The sequence below is a fragment of the Thermosynechococcus sp. genome (assembly GCF_046299655.1).
Taxonomy (GTDB): domain Bacteria; phylum Cyanobacteriota; class Cyanobacteriia; order Thermosynechococcales; family Thermosynechococcaceae; genus Thermosynechococcus.
Genome location: NZ_JBKBHZ010000003.1, coordinates 128,362 through 149,565, shown reverse-complemented (window position 1 = coordinate 149,565; position 21,204 = coordinate 128,362). Strand labels below are relative to the sequence as shown.

The following is a 21,204-nucleotide window of genomic DNA, read 5'->3' as shown; positions in this document are numbered from 1 at the left end:
AAACTCAACAATCTCCCATCATAGATTTATACCCTCTGGCTGTCAAACCCCTCACCCCAGCAGACTGGGTTTAGATTACAAATGTGGCACCATCCCCTTGGGCGGCTTGCCAACTGCGGGCATCGAAGTAGAGGTCTTCAAGGGAGATACTGGCCAAGGCATCCTGAAGTTTTTGGTGGAGTCGCTGCCAGAGACTCAAGGTCACCCAATCCGCTGTGCCATCTGCTGGTTGGGGGGGGTGCAAAAACAGCGGGATTGGGGATTCACCAACAGCAGTCAGGATGTCCCGCAGGGAAATAGCGGCGGGGGGACGGGCAAGTTGATACCCCCCATAAACCCCCCGCAGCGATCGCACCAAGCCAGCCCGCCGCAATTCAATCAAGAGTTTTTCTAGATAGGGGGCAGGAATCTTTTGTCGCTCGGCAATGGCACGCACGGAGGCAGGCCCATAGTTGGGTAACAAACTCAAATCCAATAGCGCCTTGATACTATAGTGGCCACGGGTGGTGAGGGTCACGCTGCTTTGCCCACGGTGGTAATGTACAAAACGGCTTCTTCGGGGGGAATGCCTAGAAGATCGTTGACCTGATCATCAAAGAAACCGCCAATGCCACTGACCCCTAACCCCAAAGCGGTGGCGGCTAAATTGAGTCGCTGTCCAAGGTGGCCGGCATCCATGTGCAGGTAGCGGTAGGCGCGTTCCCCATAGCGAGCGATCGCCCGCTCCAGATTGGCGGTATGGAAAATCACCACTGCGGCATCACGACCGAGGTCTTGATTCAGGCAGAGAAAATGCAACTGTTCCTGAAAGTTCTTGAAGCGAATCTGGCGTAGCTCATGCTCAGCCACGGCGTAGTAGTAGCACCCCTCCTCAAGATTCCTGACCCGCGTCACGGCAATAAAGGTTTCCACCAAAGTCGGGTCAAAGAAACTGGGGGCTTCATCTAGGCCTTGATCCCGATAGTCTTGAGGATGGTAAGCAAAGGTGAGGAGGGCGGCCAGTTGATCCACCTCAATCCCTTGGCCACTGTACTGACGGGTGGAGCGCCGCTGCAGAATGGTTTGCTGGAGAGCGGCTAAATTGTCTTGCCACTGAATGATTATTTTACTCAGAGTGACCCGCAGCCCAAAGGGAAAGTTGTACTTACTAGCGGGGGGTTCAGTCGGCTCTTGGGCACTGAGGTTGGGATGAGTGGTCTCCTCGACTTTGGCCATGCCGTAAATAATGTCACTATTGGTGAGGGCACTGGCACGATGGTAAGCCTTTAGTAGCTCGCCACTGGCGATCGCCCCATAGTCATAGCAGGTAGCAGAGGCCAACACCGAAGGAAACGTGGACAAGTTTTCGCCCACTTCTAGTAAATTGGCAAGGGCAACCACCGCCAACACCCCCTCCTGTTCTGGATCAAGGTAAAGCAGTTCATTCATTTGGGCATCCACAAAGCCACCAATGAAGTGAGCGCGAAAGTCATTGATATTGGCAGCCAGTTCCACATTCCCCAAAAGGTGCCCGATGTCGAGGCAAATGCGGCGATAGGCGCGATCGCCATAACGCCAAGCGGAACGATAAAAGACCGCTGTGACAATCAGGGCAATGTGGGTTCGTTCCAGTGCCGGATGCCAAAGACAAGCGGCCTGTAGGGCTGACCACGAATAGCTTTGCCACAGTTGGACAAGGGCATGATCTTTTACTTGGTAGTTGTAAATGCCAGCGGGAATGGCGGTGTCGTTGCGCGTGAGGAGATAGATTTCCGCTGGATATAGCCCGCCGGCAGAGGGGGCTGCCCGCATATAAAAGGGCTGATTCGGATAGGGAACTACCCCAGTAATGCCATAGCTACAGTACAACAACCGCGACAGTCGCTGCCAGTGGGGGTGGGCTGCCCCCTGCTCAGATTCTAAAAAGGGCTTGAGGGAAAAGACATGACCCAAGGGATAGGTTTTGAAGGGAGTGGGCTGACGACTAAAATCCAGTGGTGCTGCCTGTTGGGCTAAGGTCTCAGGGGCATACTTGGTGCGTTCGTGGTAGTGCTGTGCTAAGGAAAGCCGTTGAAACCCCATTCTGGTGCCTCACCAAGTTAAGAAACCATTAAGTAAGATGAACTTCTTCAATAAATCCCCCTACAGTCAAAAAGGTTTAGGTAGAAATACTTAGTCGCAGTACAGCGCTCTTTATACCATTATGGCCAAATTCAGCAATGAGGAACTATTGGCAGCCTATGCAGCGGGGGAACGGAATTTTCGGGGGCGTGATTTGAGGGAGCTGAGTCTTTTTGACATCAATCTCAGCGATGCGGATTTTAGCGAGAGTAACCTAGAGAATGCCTATTTACCCTATTGCCAGTTGAATCGCATTCAAGCGACTGCCGCCAATCTGCGCCACAGTGAATTAGGGGATGCGCAGTTGTATCAAGCGAACCTTGCGGCAGCAGATCTCGAGGGGGCAAGCCTTGTACGGGCAAATCTGCGCACGGCCAATTTGGAACGGGCAAACCTGCAAGGGGCCAATCTTCAGGGGGCAGATCTCCGCTATGCCAATTTGCGCGAGGCTAATCTGCGGGGAGCGAACCTGCAACAAGCCAATTTGGAGCGGGCAGACTTGACGGCAGCGCAGGTACAGCGCTGTAATTTTTTTCGCGCTACAGGCGTTGATCTCTCGGTGGCGGTGTGCGATCGCACCACCATCTATCCCGATGGCTATTTCTATCCTTGACTCAGCGTAATTAGCGTCACTGGATTGAGGGGATGGAGGCGATGGCCTGGACCCAAAGGAACAGAGCGGCTGAGTTGCACGTGTAGCACTTGTGGACTAATTTGATGGGTCTGACACCACTGGAGAACTTGGCCTTGGTGTTGGAGGGTGGCGATCGCTAGCACCACCCGGCCGCCGGCTTTCAAGTGCGACCAGCAATAGTCAAGATTGGCTAGTAACTGGGCACCACTGCCGCCAATAAACACGCGATCTGGTGGTGGCAAGCCACTGAGGCGCTGGGGAGCTGCCCCTTGGATCGGGATCAGGTTGGTCAAACCAAAAGCTTTGCGGTTGCGCTCAATCAATTGAAAGCCAATGGCGGTTTTCTCGATCGCGTAGATGGTGGCTTGGGGGGCAAGGCGAGCCATTTCCACGGCTACACTGCCGGTGCCGGCGCCCACATCCCAAACGGTTTCTATACTGCTGGTGAGGGCCAGTTCCGCCAAGGCGAGTACCCGTACTTCTCGCTTCGTCATCAAGCTGGGGCGATCGCCAAACGTGAAAAATTGATCATCCCCTAAGCCAAGAACGGGCTGTTCCTTAAGAGGCAGGCGCTGCGGTTGCCGCAGGAGTACCACTAGATTCAGCGGATGTAGCGGTGGCAGTTCCGTCACAGGTTGGGCTAAGTCCCAGGGCAGAATGACTTCGTCTTCACTGCCAAGGGCCTGACACACCCACGCGCAATAGGACACGGGCAAACGCAAGGCTTGATACAAGCGGCTAATGGCCGCAATATTGGCCTCGCCATCGGTATAAATGGCGATTTTTGCCACCCCCCGCTGCAACAGCGGCACCAGCCCCGCCAAATCGCGACCATGGGCACTGTAGATCACAGCATCCTGCCAAGGCAGCTTCAGCCGACTAAAGGCCAACTGCACCGCACTGAGGTGGGGATGAAACGTCAACTGATCCGGGGTAAAGACTTCAAGGAGCCAGCGCCCTAGGCCGTAAAACAGGGGATCCCCACTGGTGAGGATGACCACTTGGGGGTCAGGGGTTGTTGCCAAGTGGGTTTGAATTGCCTTGAGAGTGGCGTTAAAATCTCCGAGAGAGAGGCGGGGGGTCTCTCGTTGGGGAATCAACTGCAGATGGCGATCGCTCCCCACCAAGAGCGTTGCAGTCTCAATAATTGCCTGAACCTTTGTCCCCAACCCCGCCAGTCCATCGAGACCTATGCCCACTACATGAATCGGAGTCACACTGGCTCCTCGCTAGAGGCCAACTCCAGTAGAGCATTTACAATTGCTGCTGCCACAGGCGACCCTCCCTTGCGACCGGCAATGCGAATTTGGGGCACCGGCAGTTGGGCAAGGGCTGCTTTTGACTCCACAACATTGACAAAGCCAACGGGGACACCAATGACGCCCGCCGGCGGCACACGGGTTTGTTGCAGGCGATCGCAGAGGGCAAGGAGCGCCGTGGGGGCATTGCCAATCACAAACAGTGCATGGGGCCACTGTTGCCAAGCGCGGATCATGCCTGCTTCGCTGCGGGTTTGACCGGGGGCAGTGTGGCTGCCATCGTCGAGGGCGGTAATAATTGGGTTTTGAAAAGTACGCTTGACCATTGTTTGGATACCGACACTGACCATGGCCACATCCGTAATAATCGGCACACCTGAGCGCAGAGCTTGTGTGATCTGGGCGATCGCCCCTGGTGAAATCTCAAGGAGGTGCTTAAACTCAAAATCTGCCGTACTGTGGATAATCCGCCGCAGAATCGCATAACTTTGGGCATCAAAATGGTGAGCGCCGATCTCGCGATCGATGATGGCAAAACTGGCTTGGGCTATTGGATGCAGCAGAGACACAGGACTTCTGATAAGATAGTAGAACTGCCTAAATTTGGAGAGATGGCCGAGTGGTCGAAGGCGCAGCACTGGAAATGCTGTGTGGGGCAACTCACCGAGGGTTCGAATCCCTCTCTCTCCGTTCTAAGTTTATTACTTTGCTTGTACTTGAGGGCGCCCCTTGCAAGGCGGCGGAGGGAAGTAGCCAAGCTAAAATAGAAAGAAACTCAATGGCCGTCATCCCATAGCTAGAGGGTTTAAGGGTCTAAGTTCCACTGCTATCGAGGGGTCTGGATGATGCGTTTCTCCTCACTTCCTTTGGTGCTGATGGTTGGCACCCTTGCTGCCGCACCAGCCATTGCAGATTCCAATGCCATTGGTACGATTCAGGTTAGTCCTGACTTGCGATCGGCCCTGCAGTCGGCAGCAGGTTCTACCGCAACCATCAACGTCCTACAACAGGTGCAAGATAAGGTGGAAATTGAAAACAGCTTAGAGATTGCCCCCGTACCGCCGCGCCCCGCTCCCCAAGTATATCGGCAATTTGAGGAACCCCGCCGCCGCGGCATTGGTTTCCGGGTTGGCATTTAGCGGGTGCTGGCAGCCTGCTTGGCAGCATGAAGCTGGCCATTGTGTTGCTGCAATAGGGCCTGAGCGGCAAGGGCATCTAATCCTGTCCAATGCATGAGCAGGGCACGTTTCACTTGGTAGTCACTGCGTTCAAGGAGATCTGCCGCCGCTGCCCGATCTATCCCCGTCAGATCGCTGAGAATGCGCAGGGCACGATCTAAAAGCTTCCGATTCGTAATAGCCACATCCACCATGCGGTTGCCATAGACTTTGCCCAACTGCACCATCACCCCTGTGGAAATGATATTCAGTGCCATTTTTGTGGCCGTACCAGCTTTCAAACGGGTGGAGCCAGCAACCAATTCTGGACCCACGAGCAGGCGAATATCAATGTCAGCAGCGCGCTGCACCTGATCCGAAGGAACGCAGGCCATAAAGACCGTGAGTGACCCCACCGCTTGAGCTGCATCCAAGGCCCCGTGGACGTAGGGAGTCGTGCCCCCAGCGGTAATGCCAATCACCACATCTTGAGCAGTAATCTGGCGATCGCCCACCACCGCCACGCCATCCTCGTAGCGATCCTCAAGGCCTTCGGAGCTGCGCACAAGGGCTGCTTCTCCCCCCGCCAGAATGCCCTGCACCAAATCAGGGGGGGTACAAAAGGTGGGTGGACATTCGGCGGCATCCAAAACCCCCAAGCGACCACTGGTGCCTGCCCCCACATAAAAGAGACGTCCCCCTTGGCGGAGGCGAGCTGCAGTGGCAGTAATGGTTTGCGCTAAGGCCTCACGGGCTTGGGCGATCGCCCGCAGCGTCTGGGCATCCTCGCGGTTAAAGAGATCAACCAATTCGAGGGGACTGAGCTGATCGAGATTTTGGCTGGCGGGGTTGATCTGCTCCGTCAAGAGATGCCCGCGACTGGGGAGGTCTTGCAGATCTGTCATGGCCGCGCCGAAATTTCCGCCATTTCAATCACAGTGCCGTCATAGTCCTTAACAAGGAAATTGAGGGGGCGATCGCTGCGCATTTTGTAGCGCAACTGGCGTCGCTGAATCCGCCGCAACAAAAGTTCTAAGCACTCCCGATCAAAGCAGACATGACGCTGACGGTTGCGTTCCCCCTTACTGGCACCGCTAATGATATGCAGTTGCGTATTTTTCTTGAGTTGGTACCACAGACCATCACTGGGGCTAGGGCGCTTCGGACTAGCGTAGCTCAAGGCCGAGGGGACATAGAGTGGATCCAAGGAGGCCACACCAAGGGTTTGCTCATAGTTGTAGTAATAGTGCAGCGGCACATCGGCGATTGGCAAACGCAACTCCTGCTCGTAGAACTGCCGCGCGTGCTCTAAATCCGAAACCATGATTGTATAGACCTTGGGAGCACTGGACAAGAAGAGCCACATCGCTCCCACGTAGCCCATCAGCAACATGATCATGATCCCTTGGGTGGAGAATACCCCATCCCAGAGGCCATCCAGCCAAGCAAAGGGGAAAGGCGTTAGCAGCATGCCAATGTTCTAGGAAAGTTTCTTTTTATTGTAGTCAACAGAACTCATCCTAGGTTACTCATCGGCAAAGACATAGTCGTAGAGTTCTTCGGGCTTAGGCTCAGGACTTTCCTCCGCAAAGGCCACCGCATCCTCGACAATGGCCTGTACTTTTTGCTCAATGGCACGTAGGTCTTCAGTAGTCGCCAGTTCCTGCTCCACGAGGTAGGCTCCTAGCTTCTTAATGGGATCACGCTTCAGCCAAAATTCTTTCTCTTCTTTGGAGCGCAGTTCATCCGGATCCGCAAGGGAGTGACCCCGAAAACGGTAGGTCAAGGCTTCGATCAGGGTAGGACCTTCCCCGGCACGGGCACGGGCAATCGCTGCCTCGGCTACGGTGCGCACTGCTAGCACATCCATGCCATCTACTTCCTCACCCACCATGCCAAAGACCTTGGCTTTCTTGTAAATTTCCGTTTGGGAGCTGGCGCGCTCATGGGCCATCCCGATCGCCCACTTGTTGTTTTCCACCACAAACAGAATTGGCAATTTCCAGAGTGCCGCCATATTCAAGCACTCAAAGAACTGGCCATTGTTGGTGGCACCATCCCCAAAGAAACAAGCGGTGACCTGATCGGCTTTGGCATCGCCCATCACCTGACGGCGGTACATCGTCTGAAAGGCTGCCCCTGTTGCCACGGGAATCCCTTCAGCCACAAAGGCAAAGCCCCCCAAGAAATTGTGCTTGGCGGAAAACAGGTGCATTGAACCACCGCGACCCTTGCTACAGCCTGTGGCCTTGCCAAAGAGTTCTGCCATCACTTCCCGCGCTGGAACACCGGCACTCAGGGCATGGACGTGATCGCGATAGGTACTACACACGTAATCATCGGGACGCATCGCTTTGATCACGCCTGTGGAAACGGCCTCTTGACCGTTGTAGAGGTGGACAAAGCCAAACATCCGCCCTCGGTAGTACATTTCCGCACACTTATCTTCAAAGGTGCGCCCCAGTACCATATCTTCATAGAGTATTAACCCCTGCTCACGGGTAATCGTCGTTTGGGGAATGGACAAAGAGGGCAGACTACGCTCTTGAACCATAGCAGGCAGTGATCAACCTAGGGTAAACGCCGTACCAACAGGGCAAGCCCCTGTTAGCATCCCCCTATTTTACTCAAATTATGCCTGCTAAATAGAGGATTCTTTCTTCTAGTCAAAGTAAATCAGTACCCCTGCCCTTTGCTGCTCTGCGCTTGCTAAAAAGTCCTGTAGATCCCTAGAGGATTGCCAAAGTAGTTGCCAAGGCTCTTGGTTGCTGCAGCGCCAGAGGAGGGCAGCCCTTACTGCTGGGTCAAAACGTTGTGCTAGAGCCGTTTTAGTCAGAGATTGCAGTGCTTGAGGCCAAGGCTCCATCTGCTGGTATTTGAGGAAACAGGGCACACTGTCCATCCTGTCTGCTCTTTGGTGGTAATTTCTATTTCCCTTTTGAGGAGATAGCACCAGGGTTCGTCACCGCCATCGGCAGTGCCGGTGAATAACCAATGCAGAGCCTGCCATGCGGTTTCTAGGATGCAACTGGGCAAGTTTCCCTCTTCTGCGGCTGCAATGAGCGCTTCAAGGTCTTTTAGCGGCTCACTGTCGAGAATTGCGATCAAAATTGCAGCAATACTCATTGATACTCATTGAGATATTCTCGATAAACTTGATCGGGATAATTGGCAGCTAACTGCCCAAAAGGAAGGCAATGAGAAATAGGCCATAGAGGAGACCAAACTTCAGGGCATTGAGCATTTCGCCAAAGAGCGTTTGCCGTAGTTTCCAGCGATCGCCATAGAACAGGGCACTGATAATTTCGCTAGCGATCGCCACCACTGTCGAGGCCACGATGTCCAAGTAACCCAGTTGACCCGCACTGGAGGAGACAGCCAGCCCCAAGAACATGCCAAAGAGAACGGCAATACTCAGGGTTGCCAGCCGTCGCCAAGGATTTTTTAACTGCTCCTGAAGCCCAGCACCTAGACGATCAAGGAGGGTATTGAGGCGGGTTTGCTGCATCTGCTCAAGAGAGGCAAAGGTTGCTAAAGTGGGCAAAAAGGGAGTGCTTGCCAGTATATGCTAAGTCGGGTTGCCGATGCAGTCTATTGGTTAAATCGCTACATTGAGCGGGCCGAGAATATCGCGCGGTTTGTGGATGTCAACTTGAACATGCTGCTGGATTTGCCCACAAGCGTATCCAGTCAATGGGAACCCCTCGTGTTAACCACAGGGGACTTGGCCTTTTTTCAGGAGCACTACGGCACCGCCACCGCTGAAAATGTTATTCGGTTCCTCGTCTTTGACCCCACTTACCCTAACTCCATCATCTCCTGTCTGCGCTCAGCACGGGAGAATGCCACCTCCATTCGCGAGGTGATTTCCTCGGAGATGTGGCAGCAGGTGAACGCCTTCTACACCATGGTGCGCGAGGCGGCTAAAGCCCCTGATCAAGTGGAGATTGCCAGCTTTTTGGAGAAAGTTAAACAGGCCAGTCACCTCTTTGCGGGTGTGATGGATAGCACCATGACCCACAATGAGGCGTGGTACTTTGGTCAAATGGGACGGCTCTTGGAGCGGGCTGACAAAACTTCCCGCATCCTCGATGTGAAATACTATCTCCTCTTGCCATCGGTGGAGGATGTGGGCACGCCCATAGATGAATTGGGCTGGATGGCGCTCCTAAAGTCGGCCAGTGCCTATGAGATGTACCGCAAACGGGGCTCCCATCGGATTACTCCCGCTGGGGTGGCAGAGTTTTTGATTCTTGATGCGGAGTTTCCGCGCGCGATTCGTTTTTGTCTGTTGCAGGTGGAAAAGTCCCTCTACAAAATTACGGGGACGCCCTTGGGAAGCTGGCACCAACCCGTAGAGCGCCAACTGGGACGCCTGCGATCGCAATTGGATTATTTGACCATTGATGAAATTATTGGTCAAGGCATGCACGAGTTCCTCGATCACTTGCAGCAGCAGATGAATGAGGTGGATACACAAATTTTTGAGACCTTCTTTACCCTAGAGCCGGCCAAAGCCCGCTAGCGTAACGCAATGTAACAGTTTAGTGGAGGCTATTGCCTGGCTACCCCTAGCCTCTGCTTCCTAGACACAGCCAATGCCATAAGAGGCCCTAGGGTTGACGCTGCACTTGCTGTTGCTTCAAGTATTGGCGACCATTTTGGATGACGGCTAACATTTCCTTCAATTGGCGTTCCATTTCCGCAAGGGTGCGATCGGCATAGGCATCGGCTTCCTGTTGCCGTTCTTGGCACTCCTGACGCGTCACTTGGCGCAGACGGGCAAGTTCTTTTTCTGTGTTTTGCCGCAGCAAATTCACTTCTTCAATGGCGCGCTGGCGCATAAACTCTATCTCTTGCTGTACCTGCTGGCGAATTTGCTGCGCCTCTAGTTCTGCTTGCTGGCGAATCCGCAACTCATCGGCAATTTGGGCAGCACGTTGCTCTGCAGCACGGATAATCTCTTGGGCGCGGCTTTGAGCCTGTTGAATGATCTCATCCCGCTGATTGAGAATCTGCTGTGCCCTGATCACTGATTCAGGGATCACCTGTTCAACTTGGGCCAGCTGGTTCAGGATCTGCTCCTCGTCAATGAGTTTACGTCCCGTCAGCGGAATTTTGGTTCCCTCAAGGATAATCAGTTCTTCCAGCTTTTGCAGCTGTTGCAGCAGTTGCAAGGAGATCGAAGGGACATTGGGAGGGGCGTTTACTCCCGTGTTGGTTGAGAGGGGGTCGGTGTTTGAGTAAAGCATGCTTCTAAATCCTTAGCAACGGTGGCTGGTACAAGATGACGAACATTACCGCCGAATCGGGCAATTTCCTTGACTAAGCTGCTACTTAAGAAACTATACTCATTGGACGTTGTCAGGAAGACGGTTTCAATTTCTGGCCAGAGGCTTTTGTTGGTGTGGGACATCTGCAGCTCGTACTCAAAGTCCGACAGGACCCGCAGCCCTCGCAGGAGCACTGTTGCCCGTTGCGATCGCGCGTACTCCACTGTTAGGCCATCAAAGGCATCGACGCGTACATTTTTTAGGTGGCCTGTTGCCGCCTGGACTTGTTTGATGCGTTGGCTGATGCTAAAGAGGGCTGTTTTCTGGGGGTTGTGGGCGATCGCGACGATGACTTCGCTAAACAGACGCGCCCCCCGCTCAATAATGTCTAAGTGTCCTAGGGTAATGGGATCAAAGCTTCCGGGATAGACGGCAAGCATAGGTGACTCAATGACAAAGGTGAAAGGTTCACAGCCTCAAGGGAATGCGTAAAACCATCATCGCCGATTTTTAGGAACAGCGCATGCCCCCTCAGATTAGCGCCTGGCCGGCGATTGCCCCCGCCGTGTTCTGAAGCGGATTTCATCAACACCCCCTGCCCCTCACCTTTCCGCCGCTGTAGGAAAATGGCGATGCCGTAAATTTATACAAATCTTAATGACAATCAAAAATAAAAATTTTTAATCAGAACATAAAATCAGAGTAAATCATTTTGCCGTTTTGTTCACGGCAAGTGTAGTCCCGATTACTTGATTTGGGTTCAAGAAAGGCACAGGGTGACGGTGTTACAAAACAATGACTTAACCCTGTGGGTATCGGCCAATACTTGACAATCCTCGATTTTAGATTTTATAACAGGGGCAAGAGGTTTTATTCAATTACTGATTCCATCTTTTCTAAGAAAAAAGCTTTAGTTAAGTCCCATTAAAAAAACTAACGATCTTTGTCAAGTTGCTACTACGTCAAAAGCATGGATCTATCCCGTGCCTCTCCGCCCTTTGCTGCTCTGTATTGTTCCGATAGTGAGGGTTCCCACCATGGATATTTCTCCAGCTGCCCGCCACTATGTGCGGCGCTTACTGGTAGAGCATCCCGCCATTCGCTCCTACATCAATCGCGACACGCACCCCTTAGGCATGAAAGAGGAATACCTAGAGCGCTACATTCATTTAGAGCACCTCACATATCCGCAACTGAATCAATTAGAATTTATTATTGAATTACATCAAAAAATAAGAATTAACGAACCCCACCAAACCCATCAACTTCAGCGCCTTGAGCAGAAAATTTTTGACCTCCTCGGTATTGAGCTTCCCATTGCCCCTCATTCCTACAATACCATCGAAAATTCGCCATCCTCCTGTGATTGGTTGATCAAACCCCAAAATGACCCCTCCAGACATGAGGCCGCAACCTTGTCTGAGTATTATCACTACTTTGTCTGAGTATTATCACTACTTTCGGAAAATTACAGAAGTAACAACGCCTCACCTCGACAAGATGCTTGTCACCAACTATTGGTTATTGACGCGACCGCGTGAAAGCTGGCTGGCAAAAATTCAAGTGGCACAGTTCTATAATCCCACGTTCAAACCCCCAGATCAGCTTCTGGCCGAACGGGAAGCGGCAACCCTCCAACAGTGGATTTGTGATTTCATTCAGCACTGTTGTCGCATCCTGCCGAGTCTGCCGCGTCTTCTCCTTGCTGCCAATATCCCTTGTCAATTGCTCTGGGCTTTGGTGGGCTAGGCATGCCGCAGCTTAGGGGGCGATCGCTTCTAGGAGATTGATACAGCGGCAAGCTGATGTGAACTTGCTTTTCTATGTTTTAAGAAATCCTAAAAACATAAATAAATCCTATAATTTTGGCAATAACCATCCTCACGATGTTTTTAATATAATTAAACCTAGGTAAAAAGAAAATTGAGGCTTCACTCGGCTTAGCAACTGAAGTGCAGACTGGCGATGTTCAAGACAAGAACTTTAGTGTTTCCCGAATGACTTAAGAAATGAGGTGGATATGAGTAATTCAATTTCTCCCCTAACTCGTTACTATCTGCGTCAGCTTTTGAAGGCTCAACCTGCCCTGCAATCTAAACTGGCCAACTGCCGGGAACAGCAAGAGGAATACGAATGTCTTGAGAGCTACCTGAATCGCAGCCGCCTGCGTACTGAACAGGTCAACGAACTGGAGGTTCTTGTCAGGTTACATCAAAAGCTCAAGGAAGTCGAACCCGAACAAAGCGCCCAACTTCAGGAAATTGAAACCCGAATTTTGGAGTTACTGGGCATTGAATTGCCGCTCTCGAAGGGGGCGCTAACGCAGATGATGACGTTCTTCAACGGACTTGCCACTCCTCGCCAAGCAGCTAGCCCCACCACAACACAGGAAGTAACCACACTGGGAGAGTATTACCGAATTTTTCAAAAAATCACCTCGGTTGCCGCCTGCTATCTCGGCAAAATGATTGTAAGGAACTACTGGCTGGCAACCCGCCCGCCTCAAAGTTGGCTGGCTCAAATTTCGGTGGAACAGTTTTACGGCTCTGAACTCCCCCCTAAAAGCAAGGATCAACGATTAACCTCTGAACAACAAAAAACCCTCCAAGGGTGGATCGAGCGCTTTATCCGCCAAGGCTGCCAAGTGTTGCCGGTGCTGCCGCAGTTACTTTTAGATGCCGGCGTTCCGGCCAGCCTGCTGTCTAATCTGGGGAATGGGTCTGATGCTCATGGGCGAGCAGCTGAAACGGCGCCAGCAGGGTCTGAAGGTGGGAGGTAAGCAGGGTGGCTAACTCCGCAGCTTCCCCATAGATGAGGCGCTGCTGGCTAGGAATTGCCACCGGCAGGGGGGAGCGGTCGAGGGACTGTTGTTCGATGAGCAGGATTTGGTTGCAGCGTTTACTAGCAATGGCATAGCCGAGTTCAAGGGCCACGGCTCCGTCTAGGTGAGGACAAGCCGTGACATCGGCAATAAACAGCAACGCCCGACGCAAATGGGTTAGGACGGGGGTTTGCAAGCGAGGGACAGGCGATCGCGGGCTTTCCACAAGTTGCAGGGGCAAACGGCTTGGCGTGTTGGCAATAAAGGCTTTCAAGGCATGGCGAATCTCGTCGCTACTGGGGCGATCGCTGCTGCTAAAAAAGAGGGTGGGTTCTAAATAACTTAGGCGATTGCTCTTGATGAAGTAGATTTCGTGGCTGAGAACATCAATATTGGCAATTGTATAGCTGCCACTCCCTTCAATGTAAAACTCCACTGTTTCGCCAAGGCGATAGCGCTGAAACCACTCCGAACGCTGGACTGTTGTTAAGTCATCCAGAAAATCCGCCCGCAATGCTGTTTTCAGCAAGCTACTTTTATTGAGCCGTAAATCGTGGGGGCGTTGCTCGATCTGGTCAAGGGGTTCATACTGCGGTAGGTACCATGCCCGCAGCACAATAATTGCCATTAAAACATTCCAAACAGAGACTGCAAATAATAATAAACCATGGGTAGATTGGGTTCTACCAAAATCCGTCGCAGTGCTCCGCCCATAGCCGCAGGCTTGGGGGGTGGTGAAGCGGCGGGCGACCGAAGGGAGCAATGGGTTGATCCTCGTCTAAGAAATCTAAGAAATGAACCCATACTTCTTAGGGGATAATAACCTTATGCTAAATATGACTTGGGAATTTAAGCTAGAGCCAACCGTTGAGCAGGTTTCAGAGATTGAGCACATCCTAGAGGTGTGCCGCAATGTCTGGAACTTTGCGCTGCAGGAACGCAAAGACTGGCTGGATTCTCGCAAGTGTCCGGTGAATGCCTGTTCAATCCGGCAAGAGTTCATCTTGCCTGCTGACGCGCCATTCCCCAACTATGTCAAGCAGTGCAAGGCACTGACAGCGGCTAAGTCCGTGTTCCCTCGGCTGAAGACCGTCAATGCCCAAGTGGTCCAGCAAGTTATTAGAAAACTGGCAGCCGCTTGGGAGTCATGGCGATTAAAGCGCTCAGGGTTTCCTCGGTTCAAAAAGCCTGGGCGAATGCGGTCTAAGGTCAAACAGGCTTGCATCGTTCGCAAGGCGTCAGGCTATTTTGTCATGTTGAGCCTTGAGGCCGATGTGGATGTGCCCGCCGCAGTGCCCCATGGGCACCCGGTCGCGATTGACGTTGGACTGGAATACTTTCTCTCAACTTCTGACTGCGGGGCAGAGTTGCACAAAGACCTTTTCAGCCGAGTTCATTACTGCCACAACTGCGGGTCAATCAAACCCCGTGACGTGGCAGCAGCTCAAGTTATTTGTACCCGTGGGCAACGGGGAATAGAAAATGCCTGTGGAGTCGATGCGGCGGGGGCTGGGATCACTCAGTCTAGCTGGCTGGCGTTGAAGCAGGAAATCTTTGGGGCGACCCAGGGAATCACCTCACATATCGCCTAGCGATTGGGTGGTGAGGATGTCAAGGATGTAGGAGAGAGGCAATGACAGCAAAACTACTGCTGGTGGATGATGAACCGGGGGTGCGCGAGGCAGTCACGGCCTATCTAGAGGACAGTGGCTTTGAGGTGACGGCGGTGGCCAGTGCTCAAGCCGCTCTAGAGTACCTAGAAACTAACGTACCCGACCTGATTATTACAGACATCATGATGCCGCAAATGGATGGCTATGCCTTCTTGGAAAGAGTACGCCAACAGCCCCATCTCAACCATATTCCAGTCCTCTTCCTGACAGCGCGCGGCATGAAGCGCGATCGCATCCAAGGCTATGAGGCTGGCTGTGATGCCTACCTCGCCAAACCCTTTGACCCCGATGAACTGGTGGCCATTATTAAAAATCTGCTGCGGCGCCAAGCGGCTGCTCGCGATGAGGCAGAACCCAATCTGGCCAACCTCGCCCAACAAATCGCCGAACTACGGGCAATGCTTGTCCAACAGGGCAAACGCAATCCCACGGCTCCCCCGCTTCAACTGGATCTCACCCCCCGCGAAGCCAGTGTTTTGCAACTGGTGGTCAAGGGTCTAATGAATAAGGAAATTGCTAGCCAACTCAATACCAGTGTGCGCAACATTGAAAAGTACGTGAGTCGCCTCTTTATGAAAACCGGGACGAGTAGCCGCACCGAACTGGTGCGCTTTGCCCTAGAACATGGCTTGGCTGATTAGGGGAAGTTAGGACGGATCGTTTTGCCAAAACCAGTCGGCAATGCCAGGCTTAGCTTTTTCTGTGGCGGTGGGATTCAGAAGGATAATGGCTTGGCGGAGATTGGGGGAGAGCCGTCGCTGTACCCGCTGCGGAATACCCTCACCAAAATAAACATGGCCCCGTCCCGTCAACACCACAATCAGGCGATCGGGATGCCGCTGATGGTGCTTAGCAATGACCTTGGCCATCGTTTCATCCCACAGAACTTGGGCTTGGTAAAAGAAGTCAAAATTGAGACTGTGGCTCGCCCCCTGATGGGCTGCCCAAAAAATCTCCCACAGGCGATCGCGATAGGGGGTGTTGCTCAAGTCAATCTCTGTCAGGGGTGGAATATAGCGAAAATTCTCTTCCCTCAAGCTGGCCAAGCCGTAACGTGCCACTTGGCGAGTCACTTCTGTAGGCGTATTCAGGGCAATCAGGGGAATTTGCTGCTCCCTGGCAAAGCGAAAAATCGGTGCATACAGTGACCAAGGGAACCCCCACCGCTGGGCATACTGCGTTTGCTCTAGCAACTCCATTTCGGTGATCTCCCCGGCAATGTAGGCATCGAGGGCAGCCTGAAAGGGCCGCTGAATCATCTCAAGGGCGATCGCTAGCGGACGCCCCCGCCGCTGTAGTTCTTGCAAAATTTGCAGTTGCGCCCGATGGTCTGCCTCACTGTCGTGGGTTTCACCCAAATAGAGGATGTGCTGCTGTTGCCAGTCGGCATAGGCCCTTTGCACAGGGACAGATTCACTGCCCCACCAAACCTGCTGCGCTGTCACCCTGTGGGTTCCTACCAAAAACAGCGCGATCGCCAAGCTCAATGCTAAGGGATGCCAAGACCGCCCCATCTCCAAGAGACCTACGCCCCGTCCAAGGGGGATGTCAAACGATAAAATATCTGCCAAGATCGAGATAGCGTCGTTAACAGTATAGTAACGACAATTCTCTTCTGCGCGTTCCCCATTGGGTTGAACCCTGTTATCCAACGCTGAAACAACTATGCAATCTCCCTATCCACTTGAAGTCAATGACCCTGCTGCCAGTGACGTTGCTTCCAATCATCCTGAACTGAATGGTAACGCACTGGTGAAATCGGAGACGAGCACGACAGGATTGGCAAAGGTGGAAGTTCGCTTGAGTGACCCCCGTGCCGAAGCACTGCGGCAAATGCTGGAACGCCATCGGGGGACGCGGCAGGTGATTATTCTCCAAGATTTTCCTGACCCCGATGCCCTGTCTTCGGCATGGACGTATAAGCTGATTGCCGAGCAATTTGAGATTCAGTGCGATATTGCCTACGCCGGTGCCCTGAGCCATCAGGAAAACATTACCCTTGTGCGGCTGACAGGGATGCCCCTTGTGCGCTGGTCAGTGCAAGGTACGAAAAATAAGGATCAGCGGGACTGCTCCTGTTACCAAGGCTACGTCCTCATTGACAACCAAGGCACCACCAGTCAATTGCTCCCCATGGTTCAAGCGGCCGGCCTGCCAGCGATCGCCGTCATTGATCACCACAGTCTGCAGGAGGCCATTCAAGCGGAGTTTACAGATATTCGGCCAACGACCCGCGCTACGGCAACCATCTTTACCCAATACCTGCAAGCGGGGCTGCTCACCCTCGACAGTAGCAACCCGGTTCACGTAAAATGCGCCACTGCCCTCATGCATGGCCTGCGCTCGGATACGGATTGCCTGAAACAGGCCAAAGAAGAGGACTTTCTCGCAGCCGCCTTCCTGAGTCGCTATATTGACTATCAACTGCTGAACACGATTTTGCAGTCCCACCGCTCGAAGCAGGTCATGGATGTAATTGAGCGATCGCTAAAAAACCGCTCCATCCACAACAACTTTTCTATTTCCGGGGTCGGCTATATCCGCTACGAAGACCGTGATGCCATTCCCCAAGCTGCAGATTTCCTCGTGACCGAAGAAAATGTGCATACCGCCGTTGTCTATGGCCTTGTCCACGACGAGGATGAAGAGGTGGAACTAATTATTGGCTCCCTGCGTACCACAAAAATTACCCTTGACCCCGATGAATTTATCAAAGAGGCCTTTGGCAAGGATAGTCAGGGGCGCTTTTTTGGGGGTGGACGCTCCCAAGCAGGGGGCTTTGAGATTCCCGTGGGCTTCCTATCGGGTCTCAATGAAAATCCAGAATACGCTAAACTCAAGTGGAGCGTTTACGATACGCAGATTAAGCAGAAGCTCCTCCACCTGGTCAATCCCAAAAACAATGTCCTCCACGGTACGGAGTAAGGCACTGTTCGCAGTAATCAAGTTTTAGGTCTTTATGAGGGAGCTAACAGTCTTTTTTTTCCGCCACGGGATTGCCGTTGAAGCGGAGGTCTTTGAAGGCAGGGATAGCGATCGCCCCCTGACGGCCAAAGGGGAAAAGAAAACCCAACAGGTTGCCCAGCGGTTACTGGATCTGGGCATTGAGGCAGAACTGATCCTCTCCTCTCCCCTCGTACGGGCACGGCAAACAGCAGAAATTCTCCTTGAAGTGGGGGTTGCCCCTGATCTCATCATTTCTGAGCTGCTTGCTCCCAGTGGCAGCTTGCAGGGATGGCTCAATTGGCTGAGTCACTGGTGTCAAGAGCATGAGGGGCCTTTGATTACCGTGGGTCACGAGCCCAATCTGAGTCACTGGGCGGAACTACTGATCTGTGGCAAAGCCTTGGGACATATCCAACTCAAGAAGGCAGGCCTCATTGGCCTGAAGATGCCCGCAACCGATCCCCTGGGGAATAGCCACCTCTTTTGGCTGACACCTCCCAAGTTTTTGCTCAACAGCAGTGGCCTTGCCTGACTCTATCCGCCTATGCCAGTTCTCTGCGCCTCTCATGCTGAACCTCCCAAAACGCCAAAATAGAGATACAGACTGCCACAGGACGGGAAGATGGATTCTGAGCCAGGGATTACTGAGCATTTACCGCTAACTGTTCTCAGTTGGCTGTATGCCTATCAGCGGGAGCATCAATTTACTAGTCTTGAAGCGGCAATTGTTGACATTGTTTGTAAGTTTTATGCTCAAACGGATCATTTGCCTGAACGAGTGGCGGATCTAGAGCGACGGGTCAATGCCCTCAGCCGGGAAGTGATTCATCTGCGCCAAAAACTGCCCGAAACCTACGATCGCCTGCGGGAGCAGTTGGCAGCGGTGCGCCTTAGTCATTCTGGTATTCTCCACAATTTGCGCGATCGCCTCGAAGCCCTAGAAGCGGAAGTCTTTGCCAATCCCCCTAACGCTGCTGACGCAGAGGTTGATAGCTGAGGAGTTCTTCCAAGGTTGCCAGTAAATCCACTTTCACAAACGTGATCTGATCCGCAGGATTGAGGCCAAATTGCCAAGCCACATTCACCCTAAAAAGGGGAAATTTGGCCTTACCCACAAGGCGATAGCGGCGCTCCCTGTCCTGCGTTGCCAACAATTCGCCCTTGAGGGGTTCCGCCCGCATGCCCGTAGCTTCAAGCTGGAGATAGCGGGCGATCGCGCCTCGGCCAATGACAGCCTCCTCAAAGGGCGGATAGAGCACTCCCTCCTCAGCAAACAGGGCAGCCACCGCTTCGTAGCGTTCCTCGTTGAGGGCGGCAAAATAGGCAACTAGGGTCGGCTCATCAAAGCCGAGAAGGGGATTTCCTTGCACAAGATAGGTCATGTGTTCATTTCCTCAGGGGTTGATATCCGGACAAAAAAAGGGAGCGCGTTGCCCCCTTGCGTAACCCATGGCATCTCAATTAGACAGCCAGCGGATCTACCCCCATGGCGACCACCGCATTCCGCAGGACGGTAATCTGCTGACCAAAGTCAAGGGCTTTGATCGCTTCAAACACGCGATCGGCATCGCGGCTGAGGGTATAACCAGGGGGCACGGGCACGACAAACCCCTGTTGCATCAGTTCGGCCAGTTGGTACCAGAAGGCGAGCTTAGTGTTGGGGCTAAAGACGCCGTAGGCGCGGGTGAGGGGAGTGTCCACCTGAGCCACCAAGTCACGCATGAATTGCAGTTGCTCATCAAAACTGAGGGCTTTGACCTGATTGAGCAGCCCTTCCGCCAGTTGTAGGCGAGCAGTACCGGGGGCAGCGGCTGTAATTGAACGACCCGTTTCAGTGTAGAGGAACCACAGGAGCGCTAGCTTGTCATCCACGCTCAAGCAATTGAAAAGGGTGGTAACCTCTTGAACGGCTGTGGCCAGTGTTGAGGGAGTGAAACGAGTATCGGTGGTATAGGTCATACAGCTTCAGAGATGTTGAACGTTTAGCAGGTTGTCATGCTTATCTCTGTCTCCTAGTCAACAGTATGTTACATATCTTTATAAAATGCAACACAATTTTATAAATACTGGGAATAAGTCTATTTTATGAATCACTGTAATAGATAAAATTAAATGATTAAAACAACCCTACAGGACACGAAAAGTGGCTTTGGGGTGCCGCTGCCCCGCGAACAAAAAGATGTCTAGAACACAGATGGACAGTTGTTACAAATGTTAAGATTGCTTCTGTTTGAGCAAAAACGCTGCCATGGCTCGACCAACTCTCTACGTGGCAATCACCAACCATGGCTTTGGTCATGTGGCGCGCACCACGGCACTTGTGAATGCAATTCGCCACCACGTGCCCGATCTCTTGCCTTTAATTGTGACGGCTGCTCCCTATTGGTTGTTGCAAGCAAACCTGGAGGGGGAGTTTATTCATCGTCCCCGCGCCCTTGATCTGGGGGTGGTACAGAGGGATAGTCTGCACATGGATTTGGCGGCAACCCGTGCCAAGCTTTTGGAACTTCAGGCGGCAGCCCCGGAGTTGATCCGTGCTGAGGCCGACTTTATTCAGCAAAATCGAGCCGCCTTAGTCCTCGCGGATATTCCCCCTTTGGCGGTGGCGATCGCCCATGCGGCCGGTGTGCCCTGCTGGATGGCCAGTAACTTTGGCTGGGATTTTATCTATCGCTCCTTTGGGGATGACTTTATCGAGATTGCCGATTGGGTGCGTGATCTCTATAGCGGCTGCGATCGCCTGTTTCAACTGCCCTTTGCTGAACCGCTAGCAGCCTTTCCCCACAAAGAACCTGTGGGACTGACGGGTGCGGAGCCGCGTTTTGAACCAGAGGAGCTGCGGCAGCGCCTTGGTCTTGTAACCTCCCGCGATCGCACGGTTTTGCTGACCTTTGGGGGGTTGAGTCTAGAAGCCATTCCCTATGCGGCCCTCAGGGACTTTCCCGACTGGCAGTTCCTCACCTTTGACAGCACTGCACCGGCGGACATGCCAAACCTGATCAAGCTCTGTGGCCGTCAACTGCGTCCAGTAGATGTCATGCCCCTCTGTGGACGGGTGGTGTCCAAGCCCGGCTATGGCACCTATGCAGAGGCCTGCCGCTTGGGGGTACCCGTGGCAACCATTCGCCGTGATGATTTTGCCGAAGGCCCCGTTTTGGTGGCGGGATTGCAGGCACATCATTTCCATCAAATTCTCAGCCATGAAGAGTTTTTTAGGGGCCACTGGCACTTTTTGCACGCACAACCGCAGCCGCCCCAAGATCCCACTCCCTTAGATCTCAATGGAAATTCTATGATCGCCACCGCTGTTGCCTATTATTTGAATAACTTTGAATAACTGT

At 52.9% G+C, this 21,204-nt stretch carries 27 protein-coding genes and 1 tRNA gene; 13 read left to right on the top strand and 15 right to left on the bottom strand.

Features of this window, described 5'->3' with window-relative positions; all coding sequences use genetic code 11:
* Positions 1-70: 70 nt before the first annotated feature.
* Complete coding sequence (locus tag ACK4HN_RS03625; protein ID WP_409869181.1) at positions 71-517, bottom strand: Rrf2 family transcriptional regulator; 447 nt, start codon at positions 515-517, stop codon at positions 71-73.
* Positions 514-2,061, bottom strand: coding sequence for a SagB/ThcOx family dehydrogenase (locus ACK4HN_RS03620; protein WP_409869182.1), 1,548 nt, complete (start codon positions 2,059-2,061; stop codon positions 514-516). The genes ACK4HN_RS03625 and ACK4HN_RS03620 overlap by 4 nt, the downstream gene beginning before the upstream one ends.
* Positions 2,062-2,182: 121 nt before the next feature.
* On the opposite strand from ACK4HN_RS03620, the gene ACK4HN_RS03615 reads away from it, so the two are divergent.
* A complete protein-coding gene (locus tag ACK4HN_RS03615) occupies positions 2,183-2,713 on the top strand; it encodes a pentapeptide repeat-containing protein (RefSeq protein ID WP_409877243.1) in 531 nt (176 codons plus the stop codon).
* Here ACK4HN_RS03615 and cbiE read toward each other — a convergent pair.
* A complete protein-coding gene (cbiE, locus tag ACK4HN_RS03610; RefSeq protein ID WP_409869184.1) occupies positions 2,704-3,951 on the bottom strand; it encodes a precorrin-6y C5,15-methyltransferase (decarboxylating) subunit CbiE in 1,248 nt (415 codons plus the stop codon). The two genes, ACK4HN_RS03615 and cbiE, sit on opposite strands and share 10 nt — an antisense overlap.
* Positions 3,948-4,562 carry a cobalt-precorrin-8X methylmutase gene (locus ACK4HN_RS03605; protein ID WP_409869185.1) on the bottom strand — a complete coding sequence of 205 codons (615 nt, stop codon included), beginning with the start codon at positions 4,560-4,562 and terminating at the stop codon, positions 3,948-3,950. The genes cbiE and ACK4HN_RS03605 overlap by 4 nt, the downstream gene beginning before the upstream one ends.
* Before the next feature lie 36 nt (positions 4,563-4,598).
* Between ACK4HN_RS03605 and ACK4HN_RS03600 the strand changes: the two genes are divergently transcribed.
* Positions 4,599-4,683 (top strand) — tRNA-Ser (locus ACK4HN_RS03600).
* A 152-nt stretch (positions 4,684-4,835) separates the two neighbouring features.
* The gene (locus tag ACK4HN_RS03595) at positions 4,836-5,132 is read left to right on the top strand and encodes a hypothetical protein (protein WP_409869186.1); all 297 of its coding nucleotides are present in this window, start codon (positions 4,836-4,838) and stop codon (positions 5,130-5,132) included.
* Here the strand turns inward: ACK4HN_RS03595 and murQ are convergent.
* From murQ to ACK4HN_RS03570, 5 genes are all read right to left on the bottom strand, one after another.
* Positions 5,129-6,055 carry an N-acetylmuramic acid 6-phosphate etherase gene (gene murQ, locus ACK4HN_RS03590; protein ID WP_409869187.1) on the bottom strand — a complete coding sequence of 309 codons (927 nt, stop codon included), beginning with the start codon at positions 6,053-6,055 and terminating at the stop codon, positions 5,129-5,131. The genes ACK4HN_RS03595 and murQ overlap by 4 nt on opposite strands.
* The gene (locus ACK4HN_RS03585) at positions 6,052-6,621 is read right to left on the bottom strand and encodes a glyoxalase-like domain protein (protein ID WP_409869188.1); all 570 of its coding nucleotides are present in this window, start codon (positions 6,619-6,621) and stop codon (positions 6,052-6,054) included. The genes murQ and ACK4HN_RS03585 overlap by 4 nt, the downstream gene beginning before the upstream one ends.
* Before the next feature lie 54 nt (positions 6,622-6,675).
* The gene (gene pdhA, locus ACK4HN_RS03580; protein ID WP_409869189.1) at positions 6,676-7,704 is read right to left on the bottom strand and encodes a pyruvate dehydrogenase (acetyl-transferring) E1 component subunit alpha; all 1,029 of its coding nucleotides are present in this window, start codon (positions 7,702-7,704) and stop codon (positions 6,676-6,678) included.
* Positions 7,705-7,982: 278 nt separating this feature from the next.
* Positions 7,983-8,276: a hypothetical protein gene (locus ACK4HN_RS03575; RefSeq protein ID WP_409869190.1), complete on the bottom strand. Its 294-nt coding sequence runs from the start codon at positions 8,274-8,276 to the stop codon at positions 7,983-7,985.
* A gap of 49 nt (positions 8,277-8,325) precedes the next feature.
* Complete coding sequence (locus tag ACK4HN_RS03570) at positions 8,326-8,694, bottom strand: DUF565 domain-containing protein (RefSeq protein ID WP_409869191.1); 369 nt, start codon at positions 8,692-8,694, stop codon at positions 8,326-8,328.
* A 21-nt stretch (positions 8,695-8,715) separates the two neighbouring features.
* On the opposite strand from ACK4HN_RS03570, the gene ACK4HN_RS03565 reads away from it, so the two are divergent.
* The gene (locus ACK4HN_RS03565) at positions 8,716-9,675 is read left to right on the top strand and encodes an alpha-E domain-containing protein (RefSeq protein ID WP_409869192.1); all 960 of its coding nucleotides are present in this window, start codon (positions 8,716-8,718) and stop codon (positions 9,673-9,675) included.
* A gap of 88 nt (positions 9,676-9,763) precedes the next feature.
* Here the strand turns inward: ACK4HN_RS03565 and ACK4HN_RS03560 are convergent, their stop codons facing one another.
* Both ACK4HN_RS03560 and coaD read right to left on the bottom strand, forming a co-directional pair.
* Positions 9,764-10,402 (bottom strand): ATP synthase F0 subunit B, encoded by a 639-nt coding sequence (locus ACK4HN_RS03560; RefSeq protein WP_409869193.1) that lies wholly within the window; start codon positions 10,400-10,402, stop codon positions 9,764-9,766.
* Positions 10,357-10,863 carry a pantetheine-phosphate adenylyltransferase gene (gene coaD, locus ACK4HN_RS03555; RefSeq protein ID WP_409869194.1) on the bottom strand — a complete coding sequence of 169 codons (507 nt, stop codon included), beginning with the start codon at positions 10,861-10,863 and terminating at the stop codon, positions 10,357-10,359. Before coaD ends, ACK4HN_RS03560 begins: the two co-directional genes overlap by 46 nt.
* Before the next feature lie 597 nt (positions 10,864-11,460).
* On the opposite strand from coaD, the gene ACK4HN_RS03550 reads away from it, so the two are divergent.
* From ACK4HN_RS03550 to ACK4HN_RS03540, 3 genes are all read left to right on the top strand, one after another.
* Entirely contained in the window at positions 11,461-11,868 is a 408-nt protein-coding gene (locus ACK4HN_RS03550) for a hypothetical protein (protein ID WP_409877242.1), read from the top strand.
* Positions 11,861-12,172 carry a hypothetical protein gene (locus ACK4HN_RS03545; RefSeq protein ID WP_409877241.1) on the top strand — a complete coding sequence of 104 codons (312 nt, stop codon included), beginning with the start codon at positions 11,861-11,863 and terminating at the stop codon, positions 12,170-12,172. Before ACK4HN_RS03550 ends, ACK4HN_RS03545 begins: the two co-directional genes overlap by 8 nt.
* Before the next feature lie 271 nt (positions 12,173-12,443).
* Entirely contained in the window at positions 12,444-13,202 is a 759-nt protein-coding gene (locus ACK4HN_RS03540) for a hypothetical protein (protein ID WP_409877240.1), read from the top strand.
* Here the strand turns inward: ACK4HN_RS03540 and ACK4HN_RS03535 are convergent.
* On the bottom strand, positions 13,126-13,872 hold the full coding sequence (locus ACK4HN_RS03535) for a hypothetical protein (RefSeq protein ID WP_409877239.1): 747 nt from the start codon (positions 13,870-13,872) through the stop codon (positions 13,126-13,128). The two genes, ACK4HN_RS03540 and ACK4HN_RS03535, sit on opposite strands and share 77 nt — an antisense overlap.
* Before the next feature lie 199 nt (positions 13,873-14,071).
* Between ACK4HN_RS03535 and ACK4HN_RS03530 the strand changes: the two genes are divergently transcribed.
* A complete protein-coding gene (locus tag ACK4HN_RS03530) occupies positions 14,072-14,836 on the top strand; it encodes an RNA-guided endonuclease InsQ/TnpB family protein (RefSeq protein WP_409869197.1) in 765 nt (254 codons plus the stop codon).
* A 41-nt stretch (positions 14,837-14,877) separates the two neighbouring features.
* Complete coding sequence (locus ACK4HN_RS03525) at positions 14,878-15,558, top strand: response regulator transcription factor (RefSeq protein WP_409869198.1); 681 nt, start codon at positions 14,878-14,880, stop codon at positions 15,556-15,558.
* Positions 15,559-15,564: 6 nt separating this feature from the next.
* On the opposite strand, the gene ACK4HN_RS03520 is transcribed toward ACK4HN_RS03525, so the two are convergent.
* Positions 15,565-16,488 carry a ChaN family lipoprotein gene (locus ACK4HN_RS03520; RefSeq protein ID WP_409869199.1) on the bottom strand — a complete coding sequence of 308 codons (924 nt, stop codon included), beginning with the start codon at positions 16,486-16,488 and terminating at the stop codon, positions 15,565-15,567.
* A 94-nt stretch (positions 16,489-16,582) separates the two neighbouring features.
* On the opposite strand from ACK4HN_RS03520, the gene ACK4HN_RS03515 reads away from it, so the two are divergent.
* From ACK4HN_RS03515 to ACK4HN_RS03505, 3 genes are all read left to right on the top strand, one after another.
* A complete protein-coding gene (locus tag ACK4HN_RS03515) occupies positions 16,583-17,842 on the top strand; it encodes a DHH family phosphoesterase (RefSeq protein WP_409877238.1) in 1,260 nt (419 codons plus the stop codon).
* Positions 17,843-17,876: 34 nt separating this feature from the next.
* Complete coding sequence (sixA, locus tag ACK4HN_RS03510; RefSeq protein ID WP_409877237.1) at positions 17,877-18,395, top strand: phosphohistidine phosphatase SixA; 519 nt, start codon at positions 17,877-17,879, stop codon at positions 18,393-18,395.
* A gap of 90 nt (positions 18,396-18,485) precedes the next feature.
* Positions 18,486-18,860 carry a hypothetical protein gene (locus ACK4HN_RS03505; protein WP_409877236.1) on the top strand — a complete coding sequence of 125 codons (375 nt, stop codon included), beginning with the start codon at positions 18,486-18,488 and terminating at the stop codon, positions 18,858-18,860.
* Here ACK4HN_RS03505 and ACK4HN_RS03500 read toward each other — a convergent pair.
* Positions 18,829-19,245 carry a nuclear transport factor 2 family protein gene (locus ACK4HN_RS03500; RefSeq protein WP_409852111.1) on the bottom strand — a complete coding sequence of 139 codons (417 nt, stop codon included), beginning with the start codon at positions 19,243-19,245 and terminating at the stop codon, positions 18,829-18,831. The two genes, ACK4HN_RS03505 and ACK4HN_RS03500, sit on opposite strands and share 32 nt — an antisense overlap.
* 79 nt (positions 19,246-19,324) lie before the next feature.
* On the bottom strand, positions 19,325-19,822 hold the full coding sequence (locus ACK4HN_RS03495) for an orange carotenoid protein N-terminal domain-containing protein (protein ID WP_409852113.1): 498 nt from the start codon (positions 19,820-19,822) through the stop codon (positions 19,325-19,327).
* 289 nt (positions 19,823-20,111) lie between these two features.
* Between ACK4HN_RS03495 and ACK4HN_RS03490 the strand changes: the two genes are divergently transcribed.
* Entirely contained in the window at positions 20,112-21,200 is a 1,089-nt protein-coding gene (locus ACK4HN_RS03490) for a glycosyl transferase (RefSeq protein WP_409869203.1), read from the top strand.
* Positions 21,201-21,204: the final 4 nt, after the last annotated feature.